The organism is Polyangiaceae bacterium (assembly GCA_020633235.1).
Taxonomy (GTDB): Bacteria; Myxococcota_A; Polyangia; order Polyangiales; family Polyangiaceae; genus JACKEA01.
On sequence record JACKEA010000008.1, the window covers coordinates 411,645 to 426,573 of the forward strand.

Sequence of the window (14,929 nt, forward strand, 5' to 3'; positions counted from 1 at the left end):
TCACTCCACGACGACGCGCGCGCGGCGCTCGCGCACGCCGGCGGCGAGAATCGGCTGCCCCAGGGCGTCGAGGCGCTCCGCCAAGCGCGCGAGGGCGAACAGGGTGAAGGCCTTTTCGTTGGGGCACGCGTCGAAGGCTTCGAAGAAACGCTGCACGGCGCCGGCGTCCGTGGGCTCGGCCAGGGCGGCGAGCAGGCACAGGGCAGTGTAGCGCCACAAGTCGCCGCGCTCGCGGAGCTCCGCGGCCCGCGCCTCGATTCGATCTCGCGTGCCACCGCCACGCGTCACTTCCAGACGCATCCGCGTGTCGTTGGTCAAGGTGCTCCAGTTCTGGCGCCGCCGATCCGCCGCGATGGCTTCCACTTCTTCGATCAAGCGCTCGGCCTCGCTCAGGTTGCCGCGGGCCATTTCGAGCTCCGCGAGCTCCAGCGGCAAGAACTCGTAGGAGCGCGACAGGGCAGAGGACGCGTCGGCGAGCGCCAGCACCTTGCGCAAGAGCTCCGAAGCCTCGTCGAAATCTCCGCGGAGCACGGCGACCTCGGAGAGACGGTGTTGCGCCAGTAGCTGCACCTCCGGGCGCAGCGGGCTGCCGCCGAGATCCGCCGCCAGCGCCGCTCGGGACAAGGCTTCCGCCGCTTCGATCTTGCGTTGGTAGAAGAGCACGCTCGCCTCGAGGCAGTGGCAGCGCTGCACGAAGCCTTCGTCTTCGAGCTCGCGGCCGAGCGCAATGCCTTCGGCGGCGTGCTTCAGCGAGGATTCGTAACGCATGGCGTAGTAGTCGAGGGCGCCGCGAGTGAGCGCCAGCATCGCTTGGAGCTGGCGCGTGTCGACGCCGTCGTCCTCGAGCCAACCTACGGCGCGGGTCAAGTGCTCCTCCGCCGCGTCGAACCAGCCCATCAACCCGAGCTCGCTGGTGGCCACGTACACCTGGCGAATGGCGCCCTCGTAGTCGCCGGCTTCTCGTAGCAAGCGCGCGGCGTGGATGCGCACCTCGGGCCGCTGGGTGCCCTGGTTCGGCGCCAACGCCCACGCCACCTGGCTCAGGAGCTCGCGGCGATCCGGCCGGCTCTCGAGGCGAGCGCGCGCGGCATCGCACAACAGACCATGCTCGAAGCGATAGCTACCGGGAGTGTCGGCGCGCAGAATGCCGTGGAGCAGCGCGCGCCCGATGAAGTCGCGCAGGAGCTCGCTCGGGACGTTTGCGGCCGAGCGAGCCAAGTCGTCTTCCTCGAAGCGCGCACCGAGCAGCGCGGCGCGGATCACGAGACCTTCGGCTTCGTCTTGCTGATCGGTGAAGGCGTGGATCAGCTCCGCGATGCGGCTGGCCAGTAGACGATCGAGCGGGCGCTCCGCCATCAGCGTGCTGATGCTTCGACCCGAAGCCGGGGCCAGCCCCTGCTCCGTGGGTATCAGCTCTTGGTTGCCGATCCAGTCGTGCACCAGCTGCGCGAGTACCAGGGACGTCTCGTCGATCTGCGCGAGCTCTCGGGCGGTGTCGGGCGAGAGCGGCGCGACGGCCGTGAGCAGCGCCATGCGTTCTTCCGCGTCCAGGCGATCGAGCTCTCGGCGCACGACTCCGGGCAGCTGTGCGAGCGTGGCAAGGCGCTCGCGCACCAAGGGGTGCTCCGTGGTGCCGCTGCGAGCGGTGAGCACGCACGTCATCCGCGCTCGTTGCTCCCGCTGCAGCCGCTCCACCAACGCGAGGGCTCCATCCCGCGCCCAGCCGACGTCGTCGAGCCACAGGTACAAGGGCCGAACCCGTGACAGGGCCGTGAGCGCTTCGCAGGCCAGCGCGACGGCCGCGGCTTCGGGCAGCGCGACGCCGCTTCCCGGCGCGAGCCAATCGCGCAGCGCGTCGGCGTCGTCTAGCTGCCGCCACGCCGCGCCGTCCTTGCCCAAGAGCCGGCGCAGCACGCGCCGCAAGCCGTCCGTGGTGCCGGCCACGTCGTAGCCCACGGCCGCGCTTTCCATCCAGCCGTTGCGCTCGGCTTCCGAAAGGCCCCAGCGGGCGATGCGGCTCTTGCCGACGCCCGCTTCCCCGATGAACAGCAACGTGCGCGGGCCCTCGGGAGCGTGCATCGCGGCGAGCAGCTCCTCGCGCTCGGCGCTGCGCGCCACCAGAGCGGGCGCGCGCAGCCGAAGCACCGACGACGCGGTGAAGGGATCCAACGGCGCCGGCAGCTCGAAGGGCAGCGTGCGAAGCTCCGGCGGAACCAGCGACACTGCCGTCACCGCCGCGGTGGGCGCGCTCTCCAGGGACGAGCTGGCCTTGGCCGTCGGCGCAGACGACAGCGCCGTGCGCCCAGCGCGACTCTCCGAGAGCAGCGTTGCCGCTGCGCGATCCGTGGTGGTCACCGGTGTGCGGATCACCTCATCCCGAACGGAGACCTCGCGCAGCGCCTGCCGCACTTCCTCCGCGAAACGCGGGCGCTCGCGGGGATCGACGGCGAGCAAGCGCGCGACGAGATCCGTCAGCGCCGTCGGCAACACCAGTCCCTCGCGTGGGACCAGCTGACTCGGCCGCTTCTTGGCGGCGCGCCAACCCGAGCTCGTGGGATCGATGGGACCCTGACCGGAGAGCAGCACGAACAAGATCACGCCCACGGCATACAGATCCGTCCACGGTCCCTGCTGGCCATCGGGCTCCAGCTGCTCCGGAGCCATGTACAGCGGCGTGCCGCCGAACACCGGGTCCTTCACCTCGCGCAGCGGGTCCACCACCTCCGCAATGCCGAAGTCGGCGATCTTGATCTGCCCGGACGACGTCCGCAGCAGGTTGCCCGGCTTGAGATCGCGGTGCACGATGCCCGCGGCGTGCGCGGCCGCAAGCCCGCTCAGCGTCTGATCGAGCGCATCGGCCACCGCCGGCCACCCCGGCCACTGGTCGATCCAGCTCTCGACGTCCCCGCCCTCCACCAGCTCCAGCACCAAGAACGGCTGCGACGCCGCGCTCACCACGTCGATGAGGTACACGATGTTCGGATGCGAGAGCTGCGCTGCCGCCGCCGCCTCGCGGATCAACAGCCGATGCGCGTCCGCCCCCGTGCGCGACGCGCGCAGTGTCTTGAGAGCGACGGGCGCGCCGGAGGGCCGGTGCACGCCGCGGTACACCTCGCCCATCCCGCCGCGGCCGAGCAGTTCCGTTACTTCATACGATCCGACGTCCACGATGCCGTCCGCAACGGTACCGCGCCGAGCCAACATCCAGATGCAAGAGTTTGTTGGTGCGCCGCGGAACCACCGTTAATCTGGAACGCATGTGGAGGCGGGTTTCTTTCGGGGCATTGATTGGGGCGTTGCTCTTGGCTGCGGGCGCTTGCTCGGGGGACGAATCGGCCGGCCCCGGCTCGGCGGTCGATGCTGGGGCGAAGGACGGCGCACTGACGGATGCCACTCCCTCGGACGATGGAGCGACGACGGACGGCGGTGTGGCGGACGGCAGCACGCTCGCCGCGGCAGACGACGGACCGAGCGTCGATGCTCCCCCGGCCACCGCCGTCAATTTCAGCAAGTACGGAGCCGTGGGGGATGGCGTCACGGACGACACGGCGGCCCTGCAAGCCGCGCTGGATGCTGAGGCTGAGTTGGTGGCCGATTCCAGTGCCACGTTCCTGATCAGCGAGACCTTGAAGCTCGATCAGGCGTTCGCCCATGCGATCTACTGGAATGGGGCGACCGTCATGACGCAGACCGCGCTCTTGCCCATGATCTTGGTGGACAAGCGCGCCAGCAACGGCGGTCTCACGGCGATGTCCAATCTGAAGGTCGATGGAAAGAAGACTGCGGGTCGCGGGGTGGAGGCAGACTCGCGGGTGAGCTTCATCAACGTGGACGCCACTGGCTTTCGTCAGCCCAACTCGAACAGCCCGGCGGCCTTCTACATCAACTTCTACGATGACGACGACGCCTACGGGACCTGGACCTTCGACGGCTGCGACGCCGACGACGTGATCGGGGCATCCAACGGCGTGACCACCGACTCCTTGGGAGCTGCGAACGGGTACTTGATCTACTGGAAGGCCGTTCCTACCAGCACCATCACCTTGGACGTGAAGAACGCGACGATCCGTGATTGCTGGGGAGAGGATGCGCAGAACGTCGCGATATTCTCGACCGGCTACGACATCAGTGCCACGAACAGTGGAACCCAGTGGACCAACGTGAAGTTTTTGGACTGGGAGCGCCGCTCGATCAAGTGCTTCGCGGCCAACAACACCTTCAAGAACTGTAGCTTCACGGATCCGAACCCCAGCGATCCGGATCTCTACTCCAGCAACAAGTCCGGAATGGTGGTGGTGGGCGCCGGCAGCGGCGCAACGGGCGCGGACAACCAGATCTTCGAAGGCTGCAGCTTCAATCAGGCGGGGTACGACGGCCGAGTGATCGTGTTCGACACCGAGAACGTCCAGTTCAATGGCTGCAGCTGGACGGGCGGCTCCGACATCCTGTTCACCTCCTTCGGCGGCGGAGGCGTTGGCAAGGTCGATGTGTGCAGCGGAACCTTCGGCGCGGGCTCGACGATCGGAGACTACGGCGGCATCAGCTACAAGGCGAACGACGTCATCTCCCTGGATACGGACAATACCTACGTAGAGGCGAGCTACGTCAGCGTGAACGCCAACTACTATCAGGAAGTCGACTTGAGCTGCACGCCGTGAGCTACGCCGCCTGCGGCTTCGCTTGTTGCACGGCGTTCGCCCAAGTCTGCGCGGCGATCTCCGGAGCCACGGGCAGCACCGCGGAGATGGAGCGCTGGGCGCCCGTCACTTCCAGGCTCTGGGGCGAGAGCCAACACGGGTAGCGCGCGCCGTCGGGACCGCTGACGGCGGCGAGCTCGAGGGTCACGGACGGATTGAACGGATTCTTGGGCGGCGGGCCTTGGTGCTCGGGCACGGCGGCCTGCCCGGTGACGGCCTGCGCTCCGGGCGTCCACACGCAAACGTCCTTGTAGTTCCCGCGCTGCCCCATGTCGCTGTACTCCTCGGCGACCAGCACGCGGCCATGGGACGTGAGGGTCACGAACACCTGCGGCGTGTACTTGGAGAAGCCGACGGCCTTGGAGCTGATCTCGTTGAGCACGGCGCCGGCCACCTGCCCCGCGGTGCTCTGGTTGCCGGTGTAGGCCAGGCCTTGCCACAGCGCCACGATGTACTCTTCCGGAGCCAGGCCCTTGAAGTACCCGGCGAAGGTGTTGTGGAACATGATGGGGCCGTGCCCGGCGGCCACGGCTTTCGCGAGCTGCGAGCGGTACCAGAAGACGTACACGAGCATGCCGACGATCACGACCACGGGGAGCAGGTACATCACGTTCATGCGCGCGGAGGGTAAGCGACGGAACCTCGAGGGGGAAGCGTGAGTGGCATCGTCGTGGTGGGCGCGGGGGCGATCGGCGGCGTGGCCGCGGGGCGCGCGATCGAGCGCGGACATGACGTGGTCGCATGCGTGCGCCAAGGATTTCGCGAGCTTCAGTGGGACTCGCCGGAGGGATCGCGGCGCCTCGCGCTCGGGGTGGTGACGGACCCGCGCAACGTGGAGCCTGCAGCGTGGGTGCTGCTCGCCACGAAGGCCCATCAAGTAGAGGGCGCGGGGGCATGGCTCAGCGCGTTGGTCGCGCAGCACACCCGCGTCGCGGTGTTGCAGAACGGCGTGGAGCACGCGGAGCGCGTCGCGCGCTGGGTGCCGCCGGAGCGCGTGGTGGCCGTGGTCGTGAGCTGCCCGGCGGAGCGCGTGGCGCCGGGGCACGTCGTGCAGCGCGGGCCGGCGCGCTTCACGGTGGCGGACGACGCCAAGGGGCGGAGCTTCGCCGAGCTCGTGGGCGCCGAAGTGACGGCGGACTTCGGCCGCGCCGCCTGGGAAAAGCTGTGTCTCAACGTGGTGAGCGGCGCCCTGGCGGCCCTGGCCGGCAAGCCGCTGCCGCAGATCGCGCACCCGCAGAAGCTCGACCTCGCCCGCGGCCTCGCGCGGGAGTGTGCACGCGTGGCCCGCGCCGAGGGCGTGGCCCTGAGCGACGACGCGGCGACGGAGATCGCGGAGCGGACCGTGAACGTCACCCGGGGCGGCGAGCCGTCCATCTACCGCGATCGCATGCGTGGTGAGCCGCTGGAGTGGGACGCGCGCAACGGCGTGATCGCGCGGCTCGGCGCGCGACACGGGATCCCGACGCCGCTCAGCGACAAAGCGTCCGCGCTGTTGGCGTCCGCTCATCTCGAACGTTCGCGAGACCTGCTACCGTCCCTCAGCGAGAGCCTGCTAGACTAGTCGTGTGTCGGTAGTCGAAGACACCATCATCGAAGCAGCCCGTGCCTGGAGTCACCGTCCACCTCTGTCATCTTGAGGCGCGAAGTGGCAGCCTTCGGTCGACCATTGTTCGAGCGTGTTCCGGGCGCCATGCAGCAGCTCGAGGTCGACGCCATTCGGGCGTACACCGAGCTTGCGCCGCAGCTCGCCAAGATCGGCGCGGCGATTCGCGCGCGCGCAGTGGTCGAAGGGGCGGAAGCGCGTTCGCGACTACTGGAGCGTGCCAGTGGTGGATGAGCACCTGATCGAGCAGCGTCTCGGCGCCATTCGAGATCGGCTCGAACGCATCGACTTCCTGTCGACCGTCACTTCACCGTGAGCGTCAGCTTGGTGGAATCCGTGCCGGGGCAGTCCTGGTTCAGCATGGCGACCTTGGCGGTGAGGGTCACTACGGTGCCGGGCGTCAGGCTCTTGGCGACCGTGAGCTGAATGGGCACGTCGGTGCTCTGGCAGGCGAGGATCGCGAACAGCCAGTTGCCGTCGCTCGCCGTCACGCCGGGGTCGTCGGATTCCACCACCACACCGGGGTAGTAGTTGAAGGCCTCGCCGATGACCTCGTTCAGGGTGACGTGAAGCAGCACCTGGGTTCCGGGGGCGAGGTCGCTCTCCACGTAGGCGTTCGTCACCGTGAGGTGATCGAGATCCGCGCAGGTGGGCTGCGCGAAGGGCGGCGGATCCGGATTGGGCACGCACGTGCCGCCGGCCCCCGCTGCGCCTGCGCTGCCGGCTGCCCCGGCTGCGCCCGCGGTGCCACCCATCCCCGCGCTGCCGCCCGTCCCAGCGGTGCCTCCCGTGTTGCCGCTGCCACCCGTACCCTGGCTGAACCCCGCCGAGCCGCCGGCCCCCGCGGAGCCGTCGGAGGTCGAGCTGCCGCCACAGGCCGAAGCTCCCAGCGCCACGACGGCGAGGGCTCCCCATCTCCAAGAAAGCTTCATGGTCTCAGCATGACGACGGAAAACTCTCGCCGCCATTAGAATGATTGAATCGGCTCGTTGCATTTGCCGCAACGACTACAGGCGCCGCACCACGTTCCCGTCCACCACGATGTGCTCCGGGTTCTGGGTGTACAGCTCGGTAAAGCCGCAGCTGGCGCACACGTAGGCCTCCAGCACCCCCATGCGGATCACCCGCGCCTTGCCCTTCCCTGGGTTCTCGACGCGGGCCAGCTCCCGCACCGCGGGTAGCTCGCTGCCCAGGGGCATCGCCACCAGGTCGACCAGCCGAGGAATGTGGAGCACCTGACGGTAGTCGCACTTGGGGCAACGGTGGGTGGTGCGCATCAGCGGTACGGTGTGTCCTCGGCGGCGCCGAGCAGGATCACGTCCTTGCCGTTGGCCACGAGGGTCTCGGGCTTCCACACGTACAGCTCGGTGAAGCCGCAACCCTGGCACACGCAGGCCTGCACGAAGCCCGAGCGGGTGACGTTCCCGGCGGCGTCCTCGGACCGGACCAGCTGCCACAGCTCGACGCGCGTTTCGTAGCCGTGGCTGGCGTCGGCCACGTCGCGCACGAACAAGATCCGGCGGGACGCGCACTTGGGACATCGGCGGGTGTCTTTCATGATCGTCCTCGCTGGCTGGACTTGGGGGTCGGTGGCGGCAGCTCGATCACGAAGCGCGCGCCGCGCTCCACCGTAGTGTCCAGATTGATGGTACCGCCCGCGGCTTCCACCAGGCCGCGGCACACCGCCAGGCCCAGGCCGGTGCCCTTGCCCACGTCCTTGGTGGTGACGAAGGGCTCGAACAAGCGGTCCCGGATGGCCTCCGCCACCCCCGGGCCGTCGTCCGACACCGTGAGCTCCACGCCCTTGTCCTTGGGCCGCGCCGCGAGGCTCACGTGGCCTCCCGGTCCGCAGGCGTCAGCGGCGTTGAGCACCAGATTGAGCAACACTTGCGTCAGCTGCTCGCGGCTCAGCGCCACCTCCGGAAGCTCCGGAAACACGTCCACCGCGAGGTCCACTTCGCGCATCGCCTTCTGCGGCGCGACCAGGGCCGCCACGTCGTACACGGCCGTCTCCACGTCACCGGGGCTCGGCTCCGCGCCCGCGCTGCTGCCCGCCGCGGGCCGCGCGAACTGCAGCAGATCCCTCAAGATGCGGTTGATGCGCTCCGTCTCCTTCTGCATGCGCTGCAAGAAGTCCTTCTGCTCGGCGTCTTCCAGTCCGCCTTCCAGCAGCAGATCTTGCATGCCGATCAGCGCGGCGATCGGATTGCCGATCTCGTGGGCGAGCCCCGCGGCCAAGCGCCCCACGGAGGCGAGGCGTTCCGAGCGCACCAAACGTTCCTGCGCTTCCGCCAGCCGCTGGGTCGCCCGCTCCACTTCGGCGACCTTGTTTCGCAGCGCGTCTTCCTCCGCCATGAGCTTTTCGGTCATGGTCTTGAGGCTGATGCCCAGCTCCGAAAGCTCGCGCGCGCCGCTGCTCGGCACCTCCAGCCGCCGAGCACCGCCGGCGACCCGCTCCGCCGCGCGGCTCAGTTGATCCAACGGCCGCACGATGAGCCGGGTCAGCGCGAAGTAGGCCAACACCAGAAGCGCCAGCGCCACCACGCCGGTGTAGAGCCCGACCAAGCGCACCAAGGGCGCCGCGCGGTTCGAGTCGTCGTCCGTGCGCACCACGGCGACCACCACGCCCCGCGCATCGGGGATCGCCACCGCCAGGGCGCGACCGTGGGAACCTTGAAGCTCGAAGGTCGCCTCCCGGTTCGGCTCCACCGGCGCGGCCAGCGCGTCGCACAGCTTCGGATCCCCCACGCGAGCCACGGGCTTGCCGTCCGGCCCGTACACGCCCACCGCGTCCACGCCGTGGGCGCCGATCTCCGCGTCCAAGAGCCCCATCAGCTCCGACGGCGAGCGTCGCGCCCGCGCTTCCAGCACGTGGCCGGCCACCGCGCGCCCCAGGGAGCGCGCGCTCGTGTCGCGCAGCTGCTGCAGGGTGAGGCTGGTGTAGGTCGCGACGGCGAAGAACAGCGGCACGAACGCCAGCAGCATCAGCCCGCCCAGCAAGAGCAGGATCTGCAACCTGAGGCCGGGCTTCACGGGACCAACCGACGATATCTCATTTGTTGGTCCGCCGCGGAAACCGCGCGGTCAGGACGAAAAGATACGTCCCATGGCCGCGGCGGCTGCACCCATGTCCGGCGCACGCTGACCGCGCGCAGCGAGCACGCAGCGCTGGCCGAGGAGCTCCACGCCCTGGACGTGGATCGCCGGGCTCGCTGTCGCAATCTCCGCAGTGCCCGCCAATAGCTCGGCGTCTTCTCCCGGCTCGGAGGCCGCGATGACCAGCCCGTCCTCGTTGGCCAGCACGAACTGCTGGAGGCGAAAGCTCCGCTGTGCGTGCTGCAGATACAGCTCCGCGGCCTGGCCCTTGATCTCGCTTCGGTGGCGTCGTCGCTCGTGCATGGGCGCGATCATTTCGCGCCCGCGAGCCGCCGGGAAAGTTCCCGCCGGACCCGCTGGAAAGTGGGCCCAAAGCGCGGGGAGCTGCTACCGCGAGCACGAATGGATCCCCTCGTTCGTGCTTCCATCGCACTCCAGAGAACCGGCGCCCGGGCGTCCGGCGCGGTGGTCAGTGTGGGCGCGGGTGCGTTCCTGGTCTGGTGGACCATGGAGCCGCGGGCGGAATGGATGGGCGTTGCCGCGGGGGGCGTGCTCATCGCCTCGCTCGGCCTCAGGGTGGCGCGCCGTCTCGGCAAGCTGAACCCGGCTTCCACGGCCCGCCTCGACTTCGAGGTGTTCAGTCATCTCGTCGTGCTGGCCTTTGCCGCGATCTTGGCGTCGCCGGGAAAGCTCGAGGGTCCGTTCTATCCCATGGTGTATGCGCTGATGATGCTGGCCGCGGCCTTCGCGCGACCCGCCGCAGCGGTGGCCACGGTGGCCTTCACCGTATTGCTGGAAGCCGCCATCCAGATGCTGGCCCTCGGCCACGAGCTGGAACGGGGCTGGCCTCATGCCGCGCTCATCGGTCTGTTCGCGTTCATGAACATGGTCGTCTTCCGCGCGGAGATCGCCCGCGTGCGTCGCCTCTCGAAGGTACGCATCGCCAGCGAGATCGAGCGCATGAAGGAGGCCGCGCGCTCCTACCGGCTGCTCGGCGCTCCCAGCTCGGCGTTGGACCGCACCTCCCTGCCGCCACCGGACGACGAAGAACGCCTGCTTCGCTCCAGCGTGGAGGAGATCCACCAAGCACTGTCCTTCGCGCTCGATCTCCTGCGTCGCTCCTTGGGTCTGAGCAGCGCCGTGCTCTTGTGGCTCGACGGCAGCAAGGAAAAGCTCCACATCCGGGAGCTGTCCACCTCTGACGACACCATCATGCCGGGGCCGTTCTCCGCGCGGGATGGCATCATCGCTGCCGCGCTCTCCCAGGGTGAGACGGTGAGCGTGCACGGCCACAAGCTCGCGCACCACACGCCCTATTACGGCGCGCCTCCCGCGATCGGCGCCGTCAGCGCGGCGCCGATCTTGGAGAACGGCCACGCGCGTGGCGTGCTGGTCGTCGACCGCCAGGAGCGCGACCCCTTCACCAGCGTCGAGGAGGAGCTGCTCACCGCGGCCACGCACTTTGCCCTGCGCGCCATCGAGAACGAGCGCGTGTTCGCCCAGCTCGAGCGCGCCAAGATCGAACAGGGCAAGTTGTACCGCGCCGTGGACGCTCTGGCCGCTGCCAGCACCGAGGCGGCGGTGGTGGAAGCCTGCGTCAGCAGCGCGCGGGAGTTCGCCAGCTTCGACTTTGCGGTGGTCACGCTCTTCGATCGCCAGACCGGCGAGCACGAGATCTGCGCCGTGAGCGGCGACGGTGGCGACGAGCTCCTGGGTCAGCGCTTCCGCCACAACTCGGGCCTCGTGAGCATGGTGGTCGCCAACCGCCATCCGCTGCCCTACCGCGGCGACTACGATCCCGCGCGGCAGTTGGTGTTCACGCGCCGGCTGAAGCCCCCGGCCATGCCGTCGCTCTTGGTTTTGCCCCTCACGGTTCACGACCGCGCCCTGGGCACGCTGGTGCTCGGCTCACGCCGCCGTTCGGCCTTTGGTGACGCCGTGCGCCCGACCCTGGAGGTGCTGGCCAGCCACGTGGCGGTGTCTTTGGCCAACGCCCGCATGGTCAAGCGGCTGGAAGAGATGGCCACCACGGACGGCCTCACGGGCCTCTTCAACAAGCGCGCGCTGCTCGAAGCCGCGACGCAGAAGCTGAAGAGCGCCGCGCGCTTCAAGAAGGCCCTCAGCGTCTTGGTGTGCGACATCGATCACTTCAAGAAGGTGAACGACACCTACGGCCACGACGTGGGAGACGTCGTGATCCGCGGCTTCGGCGAGGTGCTCAAGCGAACCAAGCGCGACACCGACGTGGTCGGTCGCTTCGGCGGAGAAGAGTTCGTGATCGTGTGCGAGGAGACGGACTCCGACGGCGCCGCGCTGCTCGCCGAGCGCATCCGCAGCGAGATCGAGAGCACCACGTTCCACTCCGATGCGGGGGCGCTGCGCGTCACCTGCTCCGTGGGCGTGGCCACGGCGCCCCAAGCCGGCACGGACTGGGATTCCCTGTTCAAGGCCACGGACGAGGCGCTGTACGCCTCCAAGCGGGGTGGCCGCAATCGCGTGACCGTGTGGGCCCCGCGCCTGTCCGGCTGTGCCGCCTGATCAGAACGGGCACACGCTGGTGCAGCTCGACTGCAGGCAGGAGAGCGTGGTGATGCCCTGGGCCGAGCCCGAGCACGCCGCACAGGTCGTGGTCAGACAGCCAATGGGATCCGACGAGCCCACGCAGAAGTTCATGAAGCAGTACACGGCCTGCGCGCACACGGTGTCCTGCAGGCACGTGTTCAAGTCCGTGCAGCAGCTCTCCTGCGCGCAGCTGTCGCAGGTGGCGTTGCCGGTCGTGAGATCGAAGCAGTTCTTGCCAAAGTAGTCGTTCTGGCAGCCGTTGGTGGTGCCGCCGCTACCGCCCGTGGCTCCCGTGCCGCCAAACCCGCCGGTGGAACCACCGATGCCACCCGAGCCACCGCCGATGCCACCGCTGCCGCCACCGATGCCGCCACTGCCACCACTGCCGCTGACACAGGTGTTGTACGCTTGGTTCTGCGCGTCGCAGAGCCCCGGCGTGACGTTCACCGTGGGAGTGCCGTTGGTGTCACACGTGGCCTGCCCGCCGAGCAGACAGCCGAGGAACGCGTCGTACTGAGCGATGCACTGCGGTGCTCCTTGACGCTGCGCCTCGCACTGCGAGACGCACGCGGCGTGGCCCGGGTCCGCCGGGCAGTTCGCCGCCGCCAGGCTGTCGCAGGACTGGCCGCAGATGGCGCTGCTGCCACCGCCGGAGCCCCCGGAGCCGCCACCCGTGCCGCCGCTGTTGCCGAAGCCGCCGCCGCCCCCGGTGCCCTGCGACACGCAGACGCCGTTGCTCCCGCACACCTGGCCGGACGGGCACGTGCCGCCATCCGCGCAGGACGCGGCACCGCCGCCGCCGCCACTGGAGCTGCAGGCCAACAAAGCGAAAGCGGAAGCGAGGCTGAACAGCTGGGCGAAGCGCATGGCGCGGCAGTGTACGCGCTGGCCGGCCCAAAGCCAGCCTCCGCAAAGCGTTGCGAATGATTTCCGCGACATGCGGCTTTGGCGGAGCGTGAGGTTCCGCGCCGCACCAACACCCAAATGCACCCAGCAGTCCCTGGGTTTTGTCGGTGCGGCGCGAGCCCCGTCGTGGAGCGTCACTCCACGGGCTCGCACAGCTCGCCGGTGTACTTGCGCTTGCGCGTCACCTTGACGACGCGTCCTTGGGCGAACTGAACCGTCACGTGCACGCGGAAGTCGGAGCAGCGGCGCGGAAAGAGGTACAGCCACACGGCGTCGCTCTCGCGCTTGCTCGGCTGCCCTTCCGCGGCGATGACCTCGGCCGTGGTGCAGCCGATCTCGATGTCGTCGGGCGCGTCCGGCGAACGGCCGCCCTTGCGCTTGCAAGGAACGACGCTCGCCGCGGCGCCGGTGTCGCCGAGCTCTGCGTCCGCGGAAGGTGCTGCGTCGACGACGGACGGCGCTGCGTCGACCACGCCGGCGTCCATCACCGAGGCGCCGGTTCGGGCTTGGAGTGCGGCGCATTCGGCGCGCGATATGGGATACGCCTTGCCGCACATGACCTTGTCGTCGAAGGGGAAGCCATGGGCGTAGCACCCCGACACCAAGAGCAGCAGCGCGAGCGCGCCTCGCGACGTCACGGGGCAGTGGTCGCAGAGTCCCGCGCGGGCGGCAAGCGCCGGGCGCCTAGTCTAGGTCATACGAGGCGGAAGCTCATTCCCGCGGCGCGGGCCGCGGCGCCGTCGGCGTCGTCGCGATCTCCGATCACCAGGCACTCTTCCGGCGGGACGCCCAGGCGCTTTGCGGCCGCAAGGTAGCCACCGGGGTGCGGCTTGAGGCGCGGGGGACCTTCCGGCTCGCCGCTGGCGACGACGACCTCGAACAAGGAAGCGTCACCCAGGGCCGCGAGCTTGTCTCGGGCGGGATAGTCGCTGACCAGCGCCACGTGGCCGCCACCCTCGCGAAACTCGCGGATCTCTCCGAGCAGGACTTCGTTCTTGAAGCGGCGGATCCACTTGCACGGGCGTCGCACCATCCACTCGCGCACGCGGCGTTCCACGTCCTCGGGATCGCGGCCGAGGGCCTGCGCCGTGCGCTCGACCTGCAAACGAAATGGATCCGGCACGTCGGATTGCATCTCGGCTCGCAGCACTTCGTGCTCGTGCCGGAAGCGACGCAGCGTGGCCACGGAGGTCCAACCCGAGAGACCGAGCTCGGCGGCCATCGCCAGCTTCACCCAGCGTGCGTGGTACAGAGTGCCGTCGAGATCGACCAACCACGCGCGAACGCTCACCGCGGAAGCTCCGAAATTCGAGTGAGCTCGGGCACGTCGATCTCCGCGGTTTGGGCGATTCCGAGGGCGCGGGCCAGGCGCCCGGGGGCGCTGCGTCCGGTGCACTGGTGCTCCGGATCCGCCAGCAGCGCGCGCTCCAAGCTGGCGAGGAGCTTCTCTTCCGGCAGCGCTTCTCCCACCAGGTGGCCTTGGATCCGCAGTACCTCTCGCGCCACCGTCAGCGCCAAGCGCCGATGGCGCGACCACAGGTTGCTCGTGGTGCCGCCCACCTCCAGCCCGGCGATGTTGGTGGTCAAGATGTAGAGGTTCTTCTCCACCAGCGCGTGCACCAAGGACTCGTAGTTCAAGATGCGCGTGGTCACGATGCCCATGGCTCCTAGCGCCGCCTCCACGGGGATGGCGTGGGGGCCGAACACGGCGGTGGGTAAGAGCTCCTTCACGGGCTGCTTCGGCTTCTTTTCGAACCACACCACCGCCACGGTGGGCGATTGGATCTCGTGGCGTTGCCAGCTGCCGGGCACGAGCTCGTTCTGCATCAGCACCACGCGCGCGCTCCACACCGGCGGCACCTCCGCCAGCACGTCGTCCAGATCCGCCTCGCCCACGGCGACGATCACGACCTCGGGCTCGGGGTTGTTCTTGGCCACCGTGGCCATGGAATCCTGGCGGCGTACCGGGATGACGCGGTAGCCGGTGCGCAAGAACCCCTGGGCGAAATAGCCGCCCAGCTCACCGACGCCGACGAGAACCACGGGTCTCATGGCGGGGAGACTG

15 protein-coding genes are annotated in these 14,929 nt (G+C 69.0%); 4 read left to right on the plus strand and 11 right to left on the minus strand.

Going from position 1 to position 14,929, the window contains the following annotated elements:
• Positions 1-3,204, minus strand: a complete 3,204-nt coding sequence (locus tag H6717_37920; GenBank protein MCB9582879.1) for a protein kinase — start codon at positions 3,202-3,204, stop codon at positions 1-3.
• A 53-nt stretch (positions 3,205-3,257) separates the two neighbouring features.
• Between H6717_37920 and H6717_37925 the strand changes: the two genes are divergently transcribed.
• Positions 3,258-4,658 (plus strand): hypothetical protein, encoded by a 1,401-nt coding sequence (locus H6717_37925; protein ID MCB9582880.1) that lies wholly within the window; start codon positions 3,258-3,260, stop codon positions 4,656-4,658.
• Position 4,659: 1 nt separating this feature from the next.
• On the opposite strand, the gene H6717_37930 is transcribed toward H6717_37925, so the two are convergent.
• Entirely contained in the window at positions 4,660-5,313 is a 654-nt protein-coding gene (locus H6717_37930; GenBank protein ID MCB9582881.1) for a hypothetical protein, read from the minus strand.
• Between the two features lie 39 nt (positions 5,314-5,352).
• Here H6717_37930 and H6717_37935 point away from each other — a divergent pair, with 39 nt between their 5' ends.
• Together H6717_37935 and H6717_37940 are read left to right on the plus strand one after the other, a co-directional pair.
• Positions 5,353-6,258 carry a 2-dehydropantoate 2-reductase gene (locus tag H6717_37935; GenBank protein ID MCB9582882.1) on the plus strand — a complete coding sequence of 302 codons (906 nt, stop codon included), beginning with the start codon at positions 5,353-5,355 and terminating at the stop codon, positions 6,256-6,258.
• Between the two features lie 72 nt (positions 6,259-6,330).
• The gene (locus tag H6717_37940) at positions 6,331-6,534 is read left to right on the plus strand and encodes a hypothetical protein (GenBank protein ID MCB9582883.1); all 204 of its coding nucleotides are present in this window, start codon (positions 6,331-6,333) and stop codon (positions 6,532-6,534) included.
• Between the two features lie 68 nt (positions 6,535-6,602).
• On the opposite strand, the gene H6717_37945 is transcribed toward H6717_37940, so the two are convergent.
• The 5 genes from H6717_37945 to H6717_37965 all read right to left on the minus strand — a co-directional run bounded on the left by H6717_37945 (position 6,603) and on the right by H6717_37965 (position 9,699).
• Positions 6,603-7,232: a hypothetical protein gene (locus H6717_37945; protein ID MCB9582884.1), complete on the minus strand. Its 630-nt coding sequence runs from the start codon at positions 7,230-7,232 to the stop codon at positions 6,603-6,605.
• A 75-nt stretch (positions 7,233-7,307) separates the two neighbouring features.
• A complete protein-coding gene (locus tag H6717_37950; protein ID MCB9582885.1) occupies positions 7,308-7,577 on the minus strand; it encodes a hypothetical protein in 270 nt (89 codons plus the stop codon).
• Entirely contained in the window at positions 7,577-7,858 is a 282-nt protein-coding gene (locus tag H6717_37955) for a hypothetical protein (protein ID MCB9582886.1), read from the minus strand. Before H6717_37955 ends, H6717_37950 begins: the two co-directional genes overlap by 1 nt.
• Positions 7,855-9,285: a HAMP domain-containing histidine kinase gene (locus H6717_37960; protein ID MCB9582887.1), complete on the minus strand. Its 1,431-nt coding sequence runs from the start codon at positions 9,283-9,285 to the stop codon at positions 7,855-7,857. The genes H6717_37955 and H6717_37960 overlap by 4 nt, the downstream gene beginning before the upstream one ends.
• 99 nt (positions 9,286-9,384) lie before the next feature.
• A complete protein-coding gene (locus H6717_37965; protein MCB9582888.1) occupies positions 9,385-9,699 on the minus strand; it encodes a hypothetical protein in 315 nt (104 codons plus the stop codon).
• A gap of 99 nt (positions 9,700-9,798) precedes the next feature.
• Between H6717_37965 and H6717_37970 the strand changes: the two genes are divergently transcribed.
• A complete protein-coding gene (locus H6717_37970; protein ID MCB9582889.1) occupies positions 9,799-11,934 on the plus strand; it encodes a diguanylate cyclase in 2,136 nt (711 codons plus the stop codon).
• Here the strand turns inward: H6717_37970 and H6717_37975 are convergent, their stop codons facing one another.
• The 4 genes from H6717_37975 to H6717_37990 form a co-directional block, all read right to left on the minus strand.
• On the minus strand, positions 11,935-12,825 hold the full coding sequence (locus H6717_37975; protein MCB9582890.1) for a hypothetical protein: 891 nt from the start codon (positions 12,823-12,825) through the stop codon (positions 11,935-11,937).
• Between the two features lie 173 nt (positions 12,826-12,998).
• A complete protein-coding gene (locus tag H6717_37980) occupies positions 12,999-13,502 on the minus strand; it encodes a hypothetical protein (protein ID MCB9582891.1) in 504 nt (167 codons plus the stop codon).
• Positions 13,503-13,558: 56 nt separating this feature from the next.
• On the minus strand, positions 13,559-14,155 hold the full coding sequence (locus H6717_37985) for an HAD family phosphatase (protein ID MCB9582892.1): 597 nt from the start codon (positions 14,153-14,155) through the stop codon (positions 13,559-13,561).
• The gene (locus H6717_37990; GenBank protein ID MCB9582893.1) at positions 14,152-14,916 is read right to left on the minus strand and encodes a hypothetical protein; all 765 of its coding nucleotides are present in this window, start codon (positions 14,914-14,916) and stop codon (positions 14,152-14,154) included. Before H6717_37990 ends, H6717_37985 begins: the two co-directional genes overlap by 4 nt.
• Positions 14,917-14,929: the final 13 nt, after the last annotated feature.

Excerpts from the sequence above, each read along its gene's own strand:
- H6717_37990 (MCB9582893.1), bottom strand. The coding sequence starts at position 14,916 with ATGAGACCCGTGGTTCTCGTCGGCGTCGGTGAGCTGGGCGGCTATTTC.
- H6717_37955 (MCB9582886.1), bottom strand. The coding sequence starts at position 7,858 with ATGAAAGACACCCGCCGATGTCCCAAGTGCGCGTCCCGCCGGATCTTG.
- H6717_37950 (MCB9582885.1), bottom strand. The coding sequence starts at position 7,577 with ATGCGCACCACCCACCGTTGCCCCAAGTGCGACTACCGTCAGGTGCTC.
- H6717_37965 (MCB9582888.1), bottom strand. The coding sequence starts at position 9,699 with ATGCACGAGCGACGACGCCACCGAAGCGAGATCAAGGGCCAGGCCGCG.
- H6717_37945 (MCB9582884.1), bottom strand. The coding sequence starts at position 7,232 with ATGAAGCTTTCTTGGAGATGGGGAGCCCTCGCCGTCGTGGCGCTGGGA.
- H6717_37920 (MCB9582879.1), bottom strand. The coding sequence starts at position 3,204 with ATGTTGGCTCGGCGCGGTACCGTTGCGGACGGCATCGTGGACGTCGGA.
- H6717_37930 (MCB9582881.1), bottom strand. The coding sequence starts at position 5,313 with ATGAACGTGATGTACCTGCTCCCCGTGGTCGTGATCGTCGGCATGCTC.
- H6717_37925 (MCB9582880.1), top strand. The coding sequence starts at position 3,258 with ATGTGGAGGCGGGTTTCTTTCGGGGCATTGATTGGGGCGTTGCTCTTG.
- H6717_37975 (MCB9582890.1), bottom strand. The coding sequence starts at position 12,825 with ATGCGCTTCGCCCAGCTGTTCAGCCTCGCTTCCGCTTTCGCTTTGTTG.
- H6717_37970 (MCB9582889.1), top strand. The coding sequence starts at position 9,799 with ATGGATCCCCTCGTTCGTGCTTCCATCGCACTCCAGAGAACCGGCGCC.
- H6717_37960 (MCB9582887.1), bottom strand. The coding sequence starts at position 9,285 with ATGCTGCTGGCGTTCGTGCCGCTGTTCTTCGCCGTCGCGACCTACACC.